The organism is Algoriphagus hitonicola (genome assembly GCF_900113375.1).
GTDB classification, from domain to species: Bacteria; Bacteroidota; Bacteroidia; order Cytophagales; family Cyclobacteriaceae; genus Algoriphagus; species Algoriphagus hitonicola.
In genome coordinates this window covers 1-18896 of sequence record NZ_FOPC01000022.1, presented here as the reverse complement: position 1 = coordinate 18896, position 18896 = coordinate 1, and the positions used below count along the sequence as shown (strand labels likewise).

General features: G+C 37.0%; 17 protein-coding genes. All 17 read right to left on the bottom strand.

What is annotated here, in order from left to right; all coding sequences use genetic code 11:
- Window positions 1-6: 6 nt before the first annotated feature.
- Window positions 7-1110 (bottom strand): glycosyltransferase, encoded by a 1104-nt coding sequence (locus BM043_RS18915; protein WP_177188530.1) that lies wholly within the window; start codon window positions 1108-1110, stop codon window positions 7-9.
- A gap of 20 nt (window positions 1111-1130) precedes the next feature.
- Window positions 1131-2207: a glycosyltransferase family 4 protein gene (locus BM043_RS18910; RefSeq protein ID WP_092794725.1), complete on the bottom strand. Its 1077-nt coding sequence runs from the start codon at window positions 2205-2207 to the stop codon at window positions 1131-1133.
- Window positions 2204-3079: a glycosyltransferase family 2 protein gene (locus BM043_RS18905; protein WP_092794722.1), complete on the bottom strand. Its 876-nt coding sequence runs from the start codon at window positions 3077-3079 to the stop codon at window positions 2204-2206. The genes BM043_RS18910 and BM043_RS18905 overlap by 4 nt, the downstream gene beginning before the upstream one ends.
- Window positions 3080-3441: 362 nt before the next feature.
- Window positions 3442-4599 carry a TDP-N-acetylfucosamine:lipid II N-acetylfucosaminyltransferase family protein gene (locus BM043_RS18900; protein ID WP_092794720.1) on the bottom strand — a complete coding sequence of 386 codons (1158 nt, stop codon included), beginning with the start codon at window positions 4597-4599 and terminating at the stop codon, window positions 3442-3444.
- Between the two features lie 12 nt (window positions 4600-4611).
- Entirely contained in the window at window positions 4612-5265 is a 654-nt protein-coding gene (locus BM043_RS18895; protein ID WP_092794718.1) for an acetyltransferase, read from the bottom strand.
- Window positions 5259-6344, bottom strand: coding sequence for a DegT/DnrJ/EryC1/StrS family aminotransferase (locus BM043_RS18890; protein ID WP_092794715.1), 1086 nt, complete (start codon window positions 6342-6344; stop codon window positions 5259-5261). Before BM043_RS18890 ends, BM043_RS18895 begins: the two co-directional genes overlap by 7 nt.
- Window positions 6341-7783 (bottom strand): lipopolysaccharide biosynthesis protein, encoded by a 1443-nt coding sequence (locus BM043_RS18885; protein WP_092794712.1) that lies wholly within the window; start codon window positions 7781-7783, stop codon window positions 6341-6343. Before BM043_RS18885 ends, BM043_RS18890 begins: the two co-directional genes overlap by 4 nt.
- A 6-nt stretch (window positions 7784-7789) precedes the next feature.
- Window positions 7790-9205, bottom strand: coding sequence for a nucleotide sugar dehydrogenase (locus tag BM043_RS18880; RefSeq protein WP_092794709.1), 1416 nt, complete (start codon window positions 9203-9205; stop codon window positions 7790-7792).
- 42 nt (window positions 9206-9247) lie between these two features.
- Window positions 9248-10195: a UDP-glucuronic acid decarboxylase family protein gene (locus BM043_RS18875; RefSeq protein WP_092794706.1), complete on the bottom strand. Its 948-nt coding sequence runs from the start codon at window positions 10193-10195 to the stop codon at window positions 9248-9250.
- 199 nt (window positions 10196-10394) lie between these two features.
- The gene (gmd, locus tag BM043_RS18870; protein ID WP_092794774.1) at window positions 10395-11618 is read right to left on the bottom strand and encodes a GDP-mannose 4,6-dehydratase; all 1224 of its coding nucleotides are present in this window, start codon (window positions 11616-11618) and stop codon (window positions 10395-10397) included.
- A gap of 246 nt (window positions 11619-11864) precedes the next feature.
- Window positions 11865-12239, bottom strand: coding sequence for a GxxExxY protein (locus tag BM043_RS18865; RefSeq protein WP_092794703.1), 375 nt, complete (start codon window positions 12237-12239; stop codon window positions 11865-11867).
- A gap of 285 nt (window positions 12240-12524) precedes the next feature.
- Window positions 12525-13484 carry a GDP-L-fucose synthase family protein gene (locus BM043_RS18860; protein WP_092794700.1) on the bottom strand — a complete coding sequence of 320 codons (960 nt, stop codon included), beginning with the start codon at window positions 13482-13484 and terminating at the stop codon, window positions 12525-12527.
- 535 nt (window positions 13485-14019) lie between these two features.
- The gene (locus BM043_RS18855) at window positions 14020-15231 is read right to left on the bottom strand and encodes an ATP-binding protein (RefSeq protein ID WP_092794697.1); all 1212 of its coding nucleotides are present in this window, start codon (window positions 15229-15231) and stop codon (window positions 14020-14022) included.
- 665 nt (window positions 15232-15896) lie between these two features.
- Window positions 15897-16316, bottom strand: coding sequence for an adenylyltransferase/cytidyltransferase family protein (locus BM043_RS18850; RefSeq protein ID WP_177188529.1), 420 nt, complete (start codon window positions 16314-16316; stop codon window positions 15897-15899).
- Between the two features lie 114 nt (window positions 16317-16430).
- Window positions 16431-16670: a four helix bundle protein gene (locus BM043_RS19755; RefSeq protein ID WP_262481175.1), complete on the bottom strand. Its 240-nt coding sequence runs from the start codon at window positions 16668-16670 to the stop codon at window positions 16431-16433.
- Complete coding sequence (locus BM043_RS18840) at window positions 16670-16924, bottom strand: GIY-YIG nuclease family protein (protein ID WP_092794691.1); 255 nt, start codon at window positions 16922-16924, stop codon at window positions 16670-16672. The genes BM043_RS19755 and BM043_RS18840 overlap by 1 nt, the downstream gene beginning before the upstream one ends.
- Window positions 16925-17604: 680 nt before the next feature.
- Entirely contained in the window at window positions 17605-18183 is a 579-nt protein-coding gene (locus tag BM043_RS18830) for a hypothetical protein (protein ID WP_092794685.1), read from the bottom strand.
- Window positions 18184-18896: the final 713 nt, after the last annotated feature.

Below are 18896 nucleotides of genomic sequence, written 5' to 3'. Positions count from 1 at the left end.
AAAGGGTTATTGAGGCAAAACATCATTAATATTTTTACAATAATTAGAATAATTGAAGTAAGAGTCAGCATCTTCAAATGCCCTAATCCCCATTCTTTCCCAATTCTCTTTTTCTGACCAAGCTCTTTCCAAAGCATCATCAAAAGCAGAATAGTTTGCAGCTTTTGCTATAAATCCTGTGACATTGTCTTTAATTAATTCAGCATTGCCGCCGACATCCGTAGCTACCGCAGTTCGGCCACAAAGCATCGCTTCTGCCAAAGCAATGGGCATTCCTTCATAATAGGAAGGCATTATCAAAATATGATTTTTAGACCAAATATCTTGACGAATATCATTTACATGTCCATGGAAAGATACGCGCTCTATGATATTGAAACTTTTCGCCAGATGTTGAAAATAAGACAGATCATTTCCTTTACCATATATATTCAGATGCCAATTCCGATTTTGCCATTTTTTATTAGCTAGACATTGAAGAAGAATAGCCTGACCTTTAACTTTTGCGTTAAGTCGGCCTACACAAGCCAATTGTAACGTTTCATCATCAACATAAGGCAATACTCCTACAGATTCCATATTTAAAGGATTAATTATAAGTTCTCCATTAGGAAAAGTATAACCAGTTTGCCTGATTGCAATTGATTTTAATCGTTCACTAACAAAATAAACTTTGTATGCTTTTTTACATACTTCAATCATCTCAGGTAAAACTCCATAGTTAAAATAGGTGTCCTCTGGATTAGCATGAATGATTAATGAATAAGGAGTAGTAGTGTTTAATAATGGATTTCTAAACGCTTTAACTGCTAAATCACAAAATCCACCCATACTTACAATTGCATAATCTTTATTATTAAGATGATCTGAAAGTTGATTATCGGCAATTAAATATTCCTTTAATTTACCAAATGGTTTTTTAAAAAGATTGGGATAAATAAAACGTGAACGTTTTTTAATAACTACACCAATTTTATTTAAATTTTTGATTTGTATAGGTGTTTCCCCCCAGTCAAAAACGGAACATTCTACATCATGATTGTCTTGCAAAGCATCAAGAGCAAGCTTATTCCAAAGTTCTTCACTTCCACCCCAAGGATTACCAGCCATTGTTGTTATGAATGTAAGCTTTAACCTAACCATCTTGTCTTAATTGTTTTTAGCGATTTATAGCTCTTATCTTTCAATATTTCAGGCTGTTTACAAATTTCTGTCACAATTTGGTACAATTGCTCTGTTACATAACAACTAAATAACTCTCTTTTTTCAAAAGAAATTATGTCAGCATCCATACTTTTGATTTTAGGTACTTCGATTATCCAGCCTATTTTGTTATTATTTATTTCTGGAAGCGCTCTAATATCGGTTGTAATAACAGGACAACCAGTGGCTTGAGCTTCTAAAACGGAATATCCAAATGAATCCGCCCAAGTTGGTAAAAGCCCAACATGAGTATTTTTGAACAAGTCTAAAACTTCACTATTTTCTAGTTTTATGTAATGTTTAATATTTTCCGGAAACTTTTCTATTATTTTAATTGCATTGTTGTAATCTTCTTTTGTTGTATGTGTGGCATAATCACCATAGTTCATAGAACTTATAATATTTAATTGCAATTGAGAATATTTTGGAATTAACTCATTAAATACCTTTAATATTTCCCTTCCACCCTTTCGAAAAAAATCAGTTCCTACTATAGTAAATACAATCTTATTCTTAGGCAGAAATTTTTCATTATAATTTTCAATAAGTGGGGGTTGTGGTGGTAACTTAACTACCATTTTTTCTTTTATTATATCATAATAATTAGGATAAGTTGATTTTAAATAATCTAACTGAAGTTCATAAGCACATTGTGAAATAGCTATAATTTCCTTACAGTTATCTTTAGCCAATTGCTTTACAGCTATATCATAAAAAAACTTTGGAACATTACCCAACCTAGGTAATTTAGTTTCAAAATAAACCCTCCAAGAGTTTTTGCCTAGATTAATAGTATTAAAAAAAACACATTCAGTCATTTGATCTTTAGGATTATAGTATAATCCCTTCCAAAATGGATGATAACCTTTCTTGGTTAATCTATGTGAGATTTTTAACCCTAAATCAAAAACATCTTTTTTATAAACAAAATTGGCTGAGTACTGTGAAAAAATGTTACGTTTTTCGTTATATCCGTTAGGATTATTTGTGATGATCACTTTCATTTTTTCGGTACAATTACTTTACCAAAAATAAGTATTGATAAAAAAAAATAATATTTTTTTGGTGAAATATGCCAAGGCTTACAATACTTTAAAAACTTAAGAATTCCAGTTTTTATATTTCTCTTTTCTAAAAGACGAAAAACAATAAATTTCAAAACAAAGCATGTTTTTGCCTTGCTAGACAAATATGTTTTATATTCCTGAAACCAATCTTCTGAAAAGTCCCATGTGCCTCCTTTTTGATCTGTATTATTATTTTCCCAATGAACAATTACAGTATCTTCTTTCGACCATTCAAACCTTGCTCCACTCTTTTCGAGTTTCAAAAGAAAATCGTAATCTTGATGTCTTCTTAAATTTTGGTTGAATAAAGTTTTCTTAGCCAATGGACTTTTTATCATTATTCCAGGAGTTACCATGAAACCTCCATCGCAAAATAAATATTCTCCTAGGTTATTACTTTTATTTATATGATTTTTTGGTAAAGAATAGCTACGATTGAAACCACTAAGAACATAGCTTGAAGTATAAATTACATCTGGATTTTCGAGATTCATTAAATTTAATAAATTCAACAAATGGTTTTCTTTCCATTCATCATCGGCATCTAAAAAAGCAATAAAATCACCTATTGCTGCTTTAATCCCTGTATTTCTTGCAGCTGAACCATTTTTATTGGTAGAATGTGAAATAACCTTTAATCGATCATCATTAAATGAATTTATAATTGGTAGCGCTTCTTCCCAATCTGGTGAGGCATCGTTGATGAGTATTATTTCAAAATCCTTATAAGACTGAGCAAAAACGCTTAATAAAGAACGTTTAATTTCTTTGCTGTTGTTGTAATAAGGTATAATTACAGAGATTTTCACAAAGTACTATTTCTCTTTAAAGTAAAATTAAATACTCCCTTACCTTCATTTTCTTCCCCAAGAAAAAACTTGGAGAGGATATTAAGCTTACTCAATAAAAAATGAATCAAGGTTGGAATAAGCACTCCTAAAATTAAGAACAAAATCATGTTATTAAGATCAATACCTCTAAGGTTAACAAAGATAAACACATGAATATACATAATAGTTATAGGAGCTTGACTAATAGATAAAAAAGTGTTTTTAGGAACTTTAATTTAGCTAATTGTTGTGATATGTTAAGAATTAGAAAAAAATACAATCACATTGGATTAAGAATCCAAAGTAAAAATTGCTATGTATTAAACAAAATATGATTAATTTCATGATAAAAAATGTTCTACAAAGTGTCTAGTCTCTTCTATAACATTTTCTTTAGAATAAATCTCTTTCAATATAGGTCTATTAATTTTTGCCAACTCTACAAAAGGAGGTAAAAGATCAAATTGATTTAAATCACTTTCTGTATCAAAAAACATAATTCCTAATTCATTTAAATAATCATAAATTGGATTTTTTCGATTTAAAAATACTCTTGCCCCATTATAAAGTGCAATTAAAATATTCCCCATCGCCTGTTGTCTGTAGTGATTCATAACAACATTTCCACACGTTAGTAAAATTTCATTATATCTTTTTATATCTAGAAAATCTTCAAGAAAAATCACATCTTTATTAACATTCCTAGATATATAATCTTTAAGATAATTTTTATACGTTTTGTCACCATAAGAAACTGGGATATAAATTTTCTTATGAAATTCAGATTTAGACAAAGTATCCAAAACTTCAAAATGATTATTTGAAGGTGTAGCAGAATTTCCGATAAAAAAGTTATCTTCCATACAAATCAAACTTTGATCGGTAAGTATAAGATTCTCCAAATACCCATACTTCAAAGGAATATATTTTAAATTTTTATTTAGTGAATTATTTATAATTTTCACTTCATTCGGAACCACTGTCGAGAAAGATTCAATCTTTTTAATTAATTTATTAATATCTTTTTTAAGATAACTCTTAGATTTCTCATCTAAAAAAAAATCAAAGAATGGAAAATAATTATTTAAAAATTTTCCTATATACCAATATATATTTCTTTTACTTTTCAGAAATCGAATTGATTGATTTGATAAATAAAATTTTTCACCTACAAATAAATTATAATAGTCATGTCCCCAAACCATCCAATGGAATCTAACAGAAAAAGAAGCTTCTTCAACAATATTTCTCCTATATGGACTAATTAGATTATGTAAAACTACAACATCGTAGAATTCTAATCGGGATTTTATTTCAATAAATCTTTTCGATTGGATTGTATCTAAAACAATATTCTCATTTTTCGACTTTACGTATTTTAAGGGCAGATTGGGATTTTCAACGGCAACAAAATAAATACTTTTATTTGGAGCAACAGACTCAAATTGATCAATTATCGTATCAGTGAACTTCTCATCCTCCATTAAATGTAAAATCATAATAATCTAAAACTAAATACTAATATCAAAAGGTTCTAGCTTCTTCACCACTTTTGCAGGAATTCCAACAGCAAGTGAATTATCTGGAATATCTTTAGTGACTACAGAACCTGCACCAATAATAACATTTTCACCAATTATAACATCAGGCAAAATCGTACTCCCCGCGCCTATTTGGCAATAATTTTTAATAGTTACTCTTCCCAAAAACTTAACTAATGGTGAAACCTCAACAAAATCACCAAGAGAACAATCATGGGTTATTACCGAGTTAAAATAAACAAGACAGCCTTTACCTATACTAACACTATTTGAGATCACGCTACCAGAAAGAATATTACACCCATCTCCTAGTTTGGTTCCGTAGTTACCAATTGTAGCAGCAGGACTTATAGTGCTTGTTAAAATACCACCTAATTCCAAAAATCTCTCGTATAATAATTTTCTGAGATCAGGTTTACCTAATCCCAACGCAAATCGATTATCCTTCGTCTCTAAATAAGCTTTTGCTTGATCCAAGTTTTTAATGATCGGAAATTTATTAAATAGCATTTCCCCAATATAAGGATTCACATCATCATAAAATGTAAGATTTTCCAATTCTTCATTATCATGACAAATTTGAAGAACTTCTTTAGCAAAGCCACCAGCTCCAATAATTAACATGCTGATCTATTTATTACTTGTACTACCTTTTTCAAATCATCTAATATCAATTCATAAAAAATAGGGAGACACAAGACTCTACTCGCGATATCATTTGCAATTTCAATAGATTGCGATTTGACATAATTCAAATCACTTAAACTTGGATAAAAGTACCTGCGAGGTAATATATCATTCTCTTTTAGTTTATCTTCAGCTTTAAGTAAAGCATCTTCAGATTCAAACAAAATTGGGAAATAACTATGATTCCAATGCGTATCACGGAATAATTGTAATAATTTAATAGATGGTTGACTTTCAAACTGTTTGATATATTCTGCTGTGATAGCCTTTCGCTTTTTTAGTATATCATCCATATACGGCAAAACTGCCAAACCCATTGCCGCATTTAATTCACTAATTTTACCATTAACTCCCAACCCATAAAAAGCTATGGGACCGTTATGACCGAAATTGTGGCTATAATATACCTGATGAAACAAATCAGGATCTTTGCAGAATACGGCTCCTCCTTCTCCAGTGTGGAATAATTTGGTTGCATGAAAGCTACAAGTACTGATATCCCCGTATTCAAAAATGCTTTTTCCTTTATATCTAACCCCGAAACAATGCGCAGCATCGTAGATAACTTTAAGGTTGTGTTTTTTTGCAATTCGATCAATCTTTTCTATATCGCAAGGATTCCCAAATACATGAGTGGCCAATATACAGGTGGTCTTCTCTGTAATGGCATCTTCGATTTTGGATGCATCAATGGTTAAATACTCCGGATTAATATCCACATATACAGGTGTACAGTTTTCCCAGACTATAGCCGATGTAGTGGCAACATAACTGAATGGTGTGGTAATAATTTCACCTCCATTTCCCAATAATTTCAAAGCAATCTGAAGAGGAATAGTACCATTATTGGTAATTAATATTTTGCTTTCCTCCAATTGAAGATAATTCGTGAGCTTTTTTTCCAATTCAACAACTAATTCGCCCCGATTGGTAAGCCACTCATTGTCATAAGCACGCTGGACTTGTGCCATATATTCCTTGATAGGAGGCAAAAAAGATTTTGTTACAGGAATCATACTTTTCGTTGTATTATCAATTTAAGCTCTTGGAGTGCTTCTAGTTTAAAACTGATGGCTAACAAACTGAATGCTACGAATCCAGTCAAGCCACCGATGACTATTCTCAAAAAATCTGTATTGTCCCCGCCCTCAAGCAACAAATCAATACCAAAAACTGATGCACCCGCTATTAAGGCTAAAACAATACTAGGAAGAAGATCTTTTGTCTGATTCCAGGCTGAGTAATTAATGAATTTACCTGTAAAGTGGGTATTGATGAAAAATGCACTGAATGAAAATAAAACACTTCCATACAAAAGACCATAAATCCCAAACTGAAAAGCCACAAGAATCACCAAAACGAGCAAAATTTTCTTAACAACTTCAAGCTTTAAGAATAAATCACTTCTCCCCTTTACATTTAAAATCTGAAGGTTGTAGGCATGTATGGGGTAGAGAATTCCCGCCGCACAAAGAATTTGAAAATAAGGAACCGCAGGTAGCCATTTTTCAGTGTAAAGAAATCGGAATATGGGTTCTGCCATTACTGCAAGAATAATTAAGGTAGGAGCGACTAGAAATATTACCATTTGCATAATGCGTTTGTACACATTTTTTAATCGCACATCATCATTTTGAATTTGTGAAAATAAAGGATACGTAATCTTACTAACTATTCCGCTGATCAATCGAACCGGTAACATTTGTAAGCCATCTGCTCTTGAATAAAAGCCAACCTGAGCCGGCGAAAAGAACTTTCCAATGATGATGGGATAGGCATTTATAAAAAGTGTATCTAAAATTCCCGAAAACATCAACTTAAATCCAAAATTAAAATGCAGCTTAAATTTCTCTTTACTAAATAGCCATAAGGGTCGCCACTTGGACCAATACCAAAGTTGACCTGTTGCAGCTAGTGATTGAGCGATTCGGCTCCAGACCAAACTCCATACGCCATAGCCAAAGGAAGCCAAAGCAATTCCAACAACACCACTAATCACCAATGATGGAGTTGACACCAGCATTTGGGTTCTAAAATCCATCATTTTTGTTAAGCGAGTTCGCTGGATAGCTGAAAAAGCATCAATTACAAAAACCACACAATAGATTCTAATAATATCTGTCAATAGCGGTTGAGTATAAAAGTTTGCAATTAGCGGAGCGGATAAACTAATTAACCCATACACTAAAATACTTCCCACCAAATTAAAATAAAAAACTGTAGAATAATCTTCATTTGTGGCATCCTCAGATCGAATTAAAGAGCTAGTCAATCCACTATCCATTAAAGTCTTACCCACGGCCATGAATACCATCAGCATCGCAATCAATCCAAACTCCTCCGGTAATAAAAGTCTAGCTAATACAACTGAGACAATAAAACTGATTATCTGATTACCAAATTGCTCTAGACCTGACCAAAAGACTCCTTTGAGTGCGGTTTGTTTAAGAGACATCTAAAATCACCCCTTGTTTGTGGTAATGGATTTTCCCAATCGAAAAACCTGGAAATCATATTTTTCTAGGTTTAATCCATCCGTTATTCCCCTTCCATCAAAAACAAAAGCAGGTTTAACCATTTTATCATAAACCCGTCTCCAATCGTAGGTGATGAACTCATCCCATTCGGTCAGGATAGCGATGGCATGTGCTTGGTCCATCGCAAGGTAGGGATCGTTTACTACCCTGACACGTTGCTTAATTATTTCTGGATCTAAGGTTCCTAAATATTCCAAATCCGAAAAGATTTGATGCTCCTTGACCTTAGGATCGTAAATAGTGATATTAGCTTGCTCATGAAGTAATTTTTCGGCTATATATATGGCAGCACTTTCACGGGTATCATTGGTATCTTTTTTAAATGCCCAACCCAAAAAGGCGATCTTTTTATCGGCTACGGTATTGTAAAGCGTCTTGACGATTTTTCTTGCAAAGCGATTTTTCTGATGATCATTCATGATGATGACCTGCTCCCAATAATCTGCCACCTCATTTAATCCCAAGCTTTTGGAGATATACACGAGGTTTAAGATGTCCTTTTGGAAACATGAACCCCCAAAACCTACAGAAGCATTGAGGAATTTTGGACCAATTCTACTGTCTTTGCCAATGGCTTTTGCTACCTCCTGCACATCTGCTTCTGTAACCTCACAGAGTTCGGATATTGCATTGATAGAGGATACTCGCTGGGCTAGAAAGGCATTCGCTACTAATTTAGAAAGCTCGGAAGACCATACGTTAGTGGTCAAAATCCGATCTTTAGGAAGCCAACTGGCATAAATATTCACCAACTCCTGCATGGCTAGCTTACCGTCCTCCGTATTTTCTCCCCCAATCAATACGCGGTCAGCATTTTGCAAATCCTGAATGGCTGTTCCCTCTGCCAAAAACTCAGGATTAGATAGAATCTGAAAATTGACTCCATTACCCGTGTGATCAAGAATACTTTTTACGGCTTCGGCTGTTCGCACAGGTAGCGTAGATTTCTCGACAATAATTTTATCATTGGTAGCCACTCTGGCAATCTGTCTTGCACAGAGTTCTATGTATTTTAGATCTGCTGCCATGCCCTTGCCTTCACCATAAGTTTTGGTAGGCGTATTGACAGAGATAAAAATCATATCTGCTTCATCAATAGCTTTATCCACATCAGTCGAAAAAAACAGGTTTCTTCCCCGAGCTTCAGCTACCACTTCTGCCAAGCCAGGTTCGTAAATCGGAAGATTATCCAAGTTTTCATTGTTCCAGGCTTTTATTCTGGACTCATTTAAGTCCACACAAGTTACCTTGATAGAAGGGTTTTTCTGAGCGATCACGGACATGGTGGGTCCCCCTACATAGCCGGCACCGATGCAGCAAATATTCTTTGTTGGTCTCATTATTTGAATTTATTCAAATAGGCTATAATGCCTTTTTAAAAATTAGTAATTCTCTTTTTGAAGTAATTGATCAAAATAAGCAATGGTACTTTCTAGGCCTTTTTTTAAATCTACCTTCGGTTCCCAATCCAATTCTTTCTTTGCCAACTCAATGACTGGCTTACGTTGCATCGGATCATCTTGTGGTAAGGGAAGGAACTTAAGCTTGCTTTTGCTTCCTGTCAGTTCCAAAATCAACTCAGCCAATTCTACCATGGTGAATTCCCCTGGATTTCCAATATTCACAGGACCTGTAAAACCATCTCTGGAATTCATCAAACTGTACATCCCCTCGATATTGTCATCTACATAGCAGAAACTACGGGTTTGCTTTCCATCTCCATAGATAGTGATATCCTCCCCTTGTAAAGCCTGAACGATAAAGTTGGAAACTACCCGTCCATCCTGGGGATGCATGCGTGGACCATAAGTATTGAAAATTCGCATCACTTTGATATTTACCCCGTGCTGACGATGATAATCGAAAAACAAAGTTTCTGCACATCGCTTGCCTTCATCATAACAGGCCCGAATACCGGTGGTACTCACACTACCACGATAGGATTCGGGCTGGGGATGAATCTCTGGATCACCATAGACTTCGCAGGTACTTGCCTGTAGGATTTTGATCTTTAATCGCTTGGCTAACCCCAGCATATTTATGGCTCCCAAAACCGAAGTCTTGGTTGTCTGTACCGGATCAAATTGGTAATGTACTGGACTAGCAGGGCATGCCAGGTTATAGATCTCATCGACTTCTACATAAAGGGGCCAAGTAATGTCATGTCGTAAGAATTCAAAATTTTTATGATCCAATAAGTGATGGATATTGGACCTTCTTCCAGTGAATAGGTTATCCACACAAAGAACTTCATTTCCTTCTTTGATCAAGCGATCACAAAGATGGGAACCAAGGAATCCGGCTCCGCCTGTGACAAGAATGCGTTTCACGATAGTTTTAAAAGTTAAAGGTTAAGTGTAAGTTTTGTTCGGGGTTCGAAGTTCCTTGTTGTTGTCGAACTGGAGAACTGTTTAACTGTCGAATTGGTGAGTTTCGTTCGGGGTTCCCGCCACGGCGGGCAAGCAGGGTTTGGGGTTAACATTGAACCTTGCCTTCAGCAGGCAAGCTAGAACTTTGAACGCTTAATCGCTATTTAAAGTAATTGAGGGTCTTATAGCCCCCTTCACGGAGGTACTGATCTTTTTTCATCAGTTTCAAGTCGCTCTGCATCATATCGATGACCAGTCCTTCCAAGGTGATTTTCGGTTCCCATCCTAATTTTTCCTTGGCCTTGGTCGCATCACCAATCAATAAATCCACCTCTGTGGGACGGAAGTATTTGGGATCGACTTTGACTAAGGTTGTTCCAATGTTCGGGGTTCGGGGTTCGCCCCCCCTGCCCCCCTGTAGGGGGGAGTGGGTTCCAGATTCAGCGCCTTGAACGTTGAACGTTGAACCCTGAACAGTCAGTTTTAATCCAGTTGCCTGCTCAAATTTCTTAATATCGATAGAATCGAGAATACCGACCTCATTAACGCCGGTCCCCTCCCAGCGAAGGTAGAGACCTGCTTCGGCAAAGGCCATTCGTACAAAGTCCCTTACCGGGGTAGTTTTGCCGGTGGCAATCACCCAGTCTTCCGCCTCCTCTGCCTGCAAAATCATCCACATCATTCGGACGTAATCCTTGGCATGCCCCCAGTCGCGTTGGGCGTCGAGATTGCCCAAGTACAACTTATCCTGTAAGCCCAGGGCGATTCTAGCTGCCGCTCGGGTGATCTTTCGGGTTACGAAGGTCTCTCCTCGAAGCGGAGACTCATGGTTAAACAGGATGCCATTGCTGGCAAAAATCCCATAAGCTTCTCGGTAATTCACGGTAATCCAAAAGGCATACATTTTGGCTACAGCATACGGACTGCGGGGATAGAAGGGGGTTTTCTCGGTTTGAGGAACTTCCTGCACTGTACCGTACAGTTCGGAAGTTGAGGCCTGATAAATCCTCGTCTTTTTCTCCAAACCCAACAATCGAATAGCTTCCAATAATCTCAGGGTACCAAGCCCATCGGCATTTGCTGTATATTCCGGAGTTTCAAAAGACACATGCACATGGGACATCGCTGCCAGGTTGTAAATCTCATCCGGCTGAATTTCCTGGATGAGACGAATCAGATTGGTACTGTCGGTCATATCCCCGTAATGGAGGATAAAATTTCTATTGGATTCGTGAGGGTCTTGATACAAATGATCAATTCTATCGGTATTAAAAAGAGATGATCTGCGCTTAAGGCCATGGACGATGTACCCTTTTTTAAGCAAAAATTCAGATAAGTAAGCGCCGTCTTGGCCGGTAATGCCGGTGATTAGAGCTGTTTTCATTTTTTTCTTTGGAGCACGGAGTTCCGCGGAGGTTTCACGGAGTCTCACGGAGTTTTTTTAATTTTTGGAGCACAGAGACTCATTTTTTGGAGCACGGAGTTCAGTGGAGTTGGCACGGACCTGCCTGCCGGTAGGCAGGGAATCACGGAGTTTTTTTTTAGTTTCACGGAGTTCCGCGGAGTTAGGCACAGCTTGTCCCGTCCCGATGTATCGGGATTCGGGAGAGGCTCACGGAGTTTTTATTTTTTAAAGAATGAATCGGTGAATGCCTTTTACAAGACTTTTAGTCCTGAAATTCAACAATAAACCAACTCGGTATTCTGAGAATTTCAAATAAGTTAAAATTTGTGCTTTATGGACATCTGTTATTTGCTCAACTGTTTTTAACTCGATTACCACCTGTTCCTCAACCAATAAATCAATCCTATAACCACATTCTAACCTTATCTCTTCATAGATCAATGGCACAGGAACCTCATATTTTACTTCTAATCCTAATTTCTCCAGTTCGTATTTTAAACATGCTTGATATGCTGATTCAAGAAGACCCGGTCCTAACTTAGAGTGTACCTTGAAAGCACAACTCAAAATTTGTTCTGTAAGATGTTCTTTTTCAAGCATGTTTTGTGGTTTTTATTGGAACACGGAGTCCCAAGGAGTCTTTTTTTAGGATCACGGAGTTAAGCGGAGTCAACACGGAGTCTCACGGAGTTTTTTATTATTGAAACTTACTATTAAACATTAAGCTAGACATCGAGCAAACTCTGTGTTACTCCGTGAAATCCCTCTGTGTAACTCTGTGCTCCAAAACCTGCGAGCTTGCGAGCCAAACTCCGTGTATACCTCTGTGAAACCCTGCCTACCGGCAGGCAGGTCTGTGTACCAAAAACCGCGAGCCTGCGAGCGTCAAATTTTCACTTCTTTGAATGAGTCTTGATACTCGAGGAACCATTGGTAGGTCTTGCGGATGCCGTCTTTGAGGAAGGTTTTCGCTTTCCAGCCGGCATTGGTCATTTTGGAGACATCCATCAATTTTCTTGGAGTACCATCGGGTTTGGTGGAATCCCAAAGAATCTCTCCGGTATGACCCACAATTTTTTGGATGAGTTCGGCGAGTTCGCGGATAGTGAGATCTTCTCCTGTACCTATATTGTAAAGATTATCGTCAAATTGATTCTCCATGGCGAAAACTACGGCTTCGGCTAGGTCTTCGACATAAAGGAATTCCCGCATGGGTGTGCCACTGCCCCACAGCTCGACAGGCTCGCTAACCGCCGTTTCTTCACTTTTAACCTTCGCTTCGTGGAACTTGCGAATCATGGCGGGTAGCACATGGGAGGTTTTTAAGTCGAAATTATCAAAAGGCCCATAGAGATTGGTGGGCATTAGGGAGACGAAATCCTTTTCATACTGCTTTCTGATGGCTTCGCAAGCCTTCACGCCAGTAATTTTTGCCACCGCATACCATTCATTGGTGGCTTCAAGTGGTCCGGTTAGCAGATACTCTTCCTTGAGTGGTTGAGGGGCAAGTTTTGGATAAATACAGGATGAACCTAAAAATATAAATTTCGAAACGTCTGTTTTTAGGGAGAAGTCAATCAGATTATTCTGAATCTGCATATTCTCCATCAAAAATTGATAAGGATATTCTGAGTTGGCCAAGATTCCTCCTACTCTCGCAGCTGCATCAATCACCACCTCGGGTTTTTCTTGGGAAAAGAATTCTTGAACGGCTTGTTGATTTCGAAGGTCAAGCTCTTTGGATGTTTTACCGATCAGATGGGTATAGCCTTTGGCTTCCAAAGCTCTCCAGATAGCTGATCCTACCATACCTTGGTGTCCGGCGATGTATATTCGGGTGTTCAAGTTTGTTGTGGAATTGGGGAACTGATGAACTGGGGAATCGATGAACTGATGAATCGGGGAATGAAAGGTTAAGGGTTAATTGTTAAACGTTAATTCGTACTGAGTTCGAAGTTCAGAGTTCGCTGTTCCAGGTTATGGAATGTATAGAGTTAATTGTTAAGCGTTAATTTGTTCCCGCCACGGCGGGCAAGCCGGGTTATTGTCGAATTGATGAACTGACCTATTGTGGAATCGGTGAATTGTTTAATTGTCGAATTGATGAACTGTCGAATCGTTGAATTGATTAATTGTCGAACTGAGGTCTCTTTGGTTCGAAGTTCGGGATTGGCTGCTGACGGCAGTGTTCTGAGTTCGGGGTTGATGTCGAACTGAGGAACTGTTTAACTGATTATCCAAGGTTCGGCCCTTCGACTTCGCTCAGGGCGACAGGTTTGCGGATTGATTGGTTAATAGATCAAATTCCTAAATTCTCTTCCTATTCGGTGTTTTCAAATCTCTTTATTATTGCCTCTTGTCTCCCAATTGCCATTTCAGTTTAAGAAAGCAAGAAGCTGCGAAGATCCCTTGTTTGGATTCCTTCATGGGTATTTCCATGAAAAGCGTCCATGGTAATCACTACTTTGGGGTAATTGTCAGCAATCATTTTTAAATTGCCGAATTCACGGTCCATTGTAGCCGGATCATTGATCGTCAGGGCTACTTGAACATACATTTTTTCACCATTTTTCTCTGCGATAAAATCTACTTCCTGACTACCCAAAACTCCCACGCGCACTTGATACCCTCGAAAAACAAGGTGATTATACACTACGTTTTCCATGATCTTTCCCCTGTCTTCCAGTCTATAGCCCCAAAGTCCATTGCGGATGCCAAGGTTTTCAAAGTAGTACTTATCTCCTATCTCAAAAAGCCGCTTTCCAATCAAATCATACCTGGGAACTTGATGCAAGAGGAATGCATTGACCAAATGATGAATGTAGGTTTGTACTTGATTGGGAGCCATTTTGATGCGCTGTGATTTAAGAAAATCACTGATTTTTTTGGCTGAGAAAATACTACCCGTATGCGCCGCAAGAAATAGAACCAACTGCTCTAGAAAAGGAACATTGCGAATAGCAAAGCGATTGATAATATCTCTATATACAATGGTGTTGTAAATGTTTTTCAGATATTCAAAGACCACCTCATCTACCAGCGGCAAATGAATCAGATAAGGCAAACCGCCATATTTAAGGTATTTTTCGAGACTACTTTTATCATCTACCAAACTATGGAAGTCCACAAACTCCTCGTATGAAAGGCTAAAAACTTGTACCTCCACATACCTACCACTGAGATATCCTGCAATATCTCCAGAAAGCAGATTAGCATTACTACCTGTGCAGTAGATATCAAGATCCTCTTGTAGCAAGAGCGATCGGAGTGCTAGTTCGAAATTTTGGATATCCTGAACCTCATCAATAAAAACATAAGTTTTGTCTGCTTTTGATTTATTATCAAGGACATACTTATTTAGGTCATTGGCTGTTTTGATAAAGCTAAAAGCTAGGTCCTCTTTGTTGATGTAAAGTATTGTAGCAGCGGGATTCTCTTCTTTTACCAAGTTGATTATCTGAAAAAGAAGATAACTCTTTCCTACCCGACGTTGCCCAGTTAGCACCTTGATTACAGGCTTGCCAATAAAAGGCTGAAGCCTATCCAGGTAATGCTGTCGGAGGCGAAGATTTGAAGGAAATTTGAGTTTCATTTCTATAAATATACTTATAACTTATTTACAATAATTAAAAAGCTATAAATATATCAATAATAATTTTGAATTCACTCTTGCTAGTCTTTAGCATATTAAACCAATTCCTTACAACCGGAAATGCTTCGCAACAAGTTATGTTTTTAGTCTTCTTAAGGGTTAATAAATAGCGAGCCTGCGAGCACTCCATAAACTTCTTTGTGATAAAACCGTGAGCCTGCGAACACTTAGTGATCTTAGTGTTCTTTGCGGTTAATAAATGGCGAGCCTGCGAACCATTTGCGTTTTTCCCAAATCCCGATACATCGGGACGGGAAAAGTTGTGTTTTTAGTCTTCTTAGCAGTTATTAAGTAGCGAGCCTGCTGGCACTCCATTGAATCTCTTCCATCAGATTTCGTTTGAAATCCAGCGAAACAAGCTCAATTTTCTTAAAAAACTTTTCGTAAAGTGAATCCATTTTGCTTTATCTATTAAGCAAATATATCCAATTTTTGCTTAGTGTAGTGATCAAAAACATGGATTGAATTGTTTTTGAACTGTGTAATTGTCGAATTGATAAACTGATGAATTGATTGTTAAGCGTTAATTGTTAATTATGTTAAATATTAATTGTTAAGCGTTCTGGCTTCGAAGTTAAGCGTTCATGCTTAACAACCTTGAACTTTTAACCTTTAAGCAGCCACCGACTGGATTGGATTTTCTCTCCCAGCCCATCGATGAGTTCTATTCCCAATTCTTCACAGACAGGAACCTCCGGGATGGACTGATTATTCTGATCCCCACCATTGGCAAAAGCCAATTGATGGGTTTTTCCTAATTTTTCATGAATCAATCGGATCGTTTCGCAGACGGTTCGATCTTGATCTATCGACAAAAACACCTGATCTACAGCTTTGATATTGGAAACGATAAACATACGCTCGTCTTCCAGTTGGAATTCCTTGGCTCCTTTTAGTGCCCGTTGATGATCATTGTTTACGATGACAATCAATTCATCCCCTGCTGCCTTAGCCAAGTTGAAGTATTCAATATGGCCTTTGTGAAGGGGGTTGAAGTAACCGGAGACGATGATGGCTTTTGACATAATTTATTTTTCTAAAAAATCTATTTAGTTTTTTTAATTTTCAATAAGATAGTTACTTGGACAGCGTTAAGTGTTAAGTTGTTAAGGGTTAAATTGTTAAGTTCTACTTTCACCCTATTTATAGCCTTTGGATCCGCTATTCTTTAAAGTTGTAATCAAGTTGAAAATCTTTCTTTTGAGTAAATCTGTTCGCCTTAGTAATTCATGAAATTCTTCCTCCGATATAAAATTGGAATCAAATGCTCGGTAAGATTGGGATCGAACCTCACCGTTTGACCCTTTCGCAATAAACAGAAAATTGATAAACTCCCTATTTCCGTCTCTTTCAAACCCCTCGGCAACCCTGTGAAATATTATTCCATCAGGAAGTTTTTCAACCGATTTTTCAAATATCTTTTTCCGTACGTTGTCTTTAAATATTTTTCTCGGTGAAGAGCATCTTTTTGACTGAGACAGGCTTCAAAATATACTAAATCAAAAGGCCTTCTATGTTTTGTTGAGAGCGAAAGTCCATTTTCATGCTCTTGAAGCCGTCTTTTCAGATTAGAAGTAAAACCGGTATAAAATTTTTTATCTAATTGACTTTGAAGAACGTAAACGTAGAACATTTATCTATTTCACAGGGTCCATTATTGAACCAGCTGCTGAGTTGATTTGAGAAGAAAATTTAAAGTCCTTTAAAAAGAGTCCCTTCTGAGTTAAAACCCTAACATATTTGCAAAGTTCGCGGGCAATTTGCCAGATTTCTAACTCTTCAAAGCTTTCTATTCTCGCCATTCATTTTAGATTACATTTAGATTCTATCTTACTTTAAAATCTAAAAAGATCATTATTGATTCATCTTAAAAATACCAAAAGAAAACTAAACTACTATTTAACTAATAACCTTTAACAGTTAACATTTTGTATCTATACTAGGCTAAGTTTCCAAGCTAATCACCTATGTAAGACAGTCTAGAAAACCATCGACTCTACTCTACGGCTTCGCCCCTTCAGTCCCAGGATAAGGAAAAAAATGGGAAGAATGGGAATAGCATAGGTTTTCCCGCCAGTATTGCTCCTCAGTTTTTTGCTATGTCCTAGTACTTAGCTTTTAAAATCAGGTAAGAAAATTTCCCGGAGAGGGAAGGTTAAAATTAAGGGTTTATTTTCAAGAATTGCCTCCTAAACGGCGTTTTCTCTGAATCAAGAATGATGCTACAAATGTACAAAATAGAGCAATTTTGGAACTCGTTTTTCTTAAAAAACATACCGTAATTACACATCCGTATATTTGCATTTTATATAATTATTTATGTATTAAATATTCAATTAATTCGGATAATTTGTTCCATTGATCGATTTTCCAAAATTGGCTGTGACCAAAGTTTTCAGCCAGAAATTTTCGGTCATTTTCCAAGTCCACGGTAAAGGGCTGATTTTGGAGTGTTTCATAATCGGGGATATGGTTTTTTTGTTTGATTAAGAATTTTTTGATGGTGGCCCCATAATCATAAACCCGGGCAAAATTGGCTAGTTTTTGGTCACCGAGATAGAATTCGTATTTGCTACAGGGCTTGTGATCCAGATGATGAACGTACCGGTTGACTTGAAATCGCTCATTATTAAGCAGGGCAGAAAATACCACTGCAGGATTTTGGTCTTTAAGATCCCAAAAGGGTAAGTTTCCAATTTCAGTTTGAAAACTCAGATTGGGAGTGATAATCTTGGCAACTTCATAGTGGGAATTAAAATCCATCAACATGGTAAAGGCATCAAAAAGTACGGGTTTGCCGACATATCGATAAGTTACCTTTTGACCTTTGACAAGTTTGGATTTGGATTTATATCCGGTCAGGGCCTTGGAAAGCAAATTGAAAATATTCATGGCTACTAGGTTAAAAGATTTTATAAAAAACGGATAAAGGCTGGGTTCATTGCCTTATCCAAATTAACAGCAATCATGCCATGAGTATATTTCTAAAAAATGAATTTATGGATAAGTTTTTGGGCGAATAAGCTGGGTTATTTGATCAGCAAAAATGTAGGAATGAAAGACAAATAGTTGAGGATAAAGGTTTGTGGCTAGGGAATTACAAATTATGATTAATGATTTAGGAGGGGCAGAGAAGGGTTTGAGCTTTTTTTCAGGGTTCAGGGTTGATTAACTGACGAACTGTTTAATTGATGAATTGGGGAATTCTCGAACTTTTGAATCGATGGGAAGGTGGGAGGTTGGAGAAATTAGTCCTTTAAAATATCGAATGATAAATGCCCAATGATGAATTTTGAAGTGTGTGTAAAGCTGAAAGTTTAAATCAGAAATCTGAAAGGTCGAGAAAACTTTAGGTATTTTACAATGACCCTGAAAGGGTCAAATCATAAATACCTGTGCGCCTGTGGCGTAGCCCCGTATGAAGTGAGGCAGAATGCCGAACGAAATGCGGGGTCTGGTGATGAGAAGAGATCCCAACCTCGGCCCGAGGATTTGCCAGATACTAGCCTCGTAGTGCCGAGGAGATCGGCAGGAGTTGATTAGGAAAAATCTTGAATTTGTTTAACCCGTCAGAGTAGTTTTCACCGCTTTTGATTTGTCACTTT

Bases quoted from the DNA above. Each gene is read 5' to 3' on its own strand.
- BM043_RS18915 (WP_177188530.1), bottom strand. From the start codon at position 1,110: ATGGCTGGTAATCCTTGGGGTGGAAGTGAAGAACTTTGGAATAAGCTT.
- BM043_RS18910 (WP_092794725.1), bottom strand. From the start codon at position 2,207: ATGAAAGTGATCATCACAAATAATCCTAACGGATATAACGAAAAACGT.
- BM043_RS18900 (WP_092794720.1), bottom strand. From the start codon at position 4,599: ATGATTTTACATTTAATGGAGGATGAGAAGTTCACTGATACGATAATT.
- BM043_RS18895 (WP_092794718.1), bottom strand. From the start codon at position 5,265: ATGTTAATTATTGGAGCTGGTGGCTTTGCTAAAGAAGTTCTTCAAATT.
- BM043_RS18890 (WP_092794715.1), bottom strand. From the start codon at position 6,344: ATGATTCCTGTAACAAAATCTTTTTTGCCTCCTATCAAGGAATATATG.
- BM043_RS18885 (WP_092794712.1), bottom strand. From the start codon at position 7,783: ATGTCTCTTAAACAAACCGCACTCAAAGGAGTCTTTTGGTCAGGTCTA.
- BM043_RS18880 (WP_092794709.1), bottom strand. From the start codon at position 9,205: ATGAGACCAACAAAGAATATTTGCTGCATCGGTGCCGGCTATGTAGGG.
- gmd (WP_092794774.1), bottom strand. From the start codon at position 11,618: ATGAAAACAGCTCTAATCACCGGCATTACCGGCCAAGACGGCGCTTAC.
- BM043_RS18865 (WP_092794703.1), bottom strand. From the start codon at position 12,239: ATGCTTGAAAAAGAACATCTTACAGAACAAATTTTGAGTTGTGCTTTC.
- BM043_RS18855 (WP_092794697.1), bottom strand. From the start codon at position 15,231: ATGAAACTCAAATTTCCTTCAAATCTTCGCCTCCGACAGCATTACCTG.
- BM043_RS18850 (WP_177188529.1), bottom strand. From the start codon at position 16,316: ATGTCAAAAGCCATCATCGTCTCCGGTTACTTCAACCCCCTTCACAAA.
- BM043_RS18840 (WP_092794691.1), bottom strand. From the start codon at position 16,924: ATGTTCTACGTTTACGTTCTTCAAAGTCAATTAGATAAAAAATTTTAT.
- BM043_RS18830 (WP_092794685.1), bottom strand. From the start codon at position 18,183: ATGAATATTTTCAATTTGCTTTCCAAGGCCCTGACCGGATATAAATCC.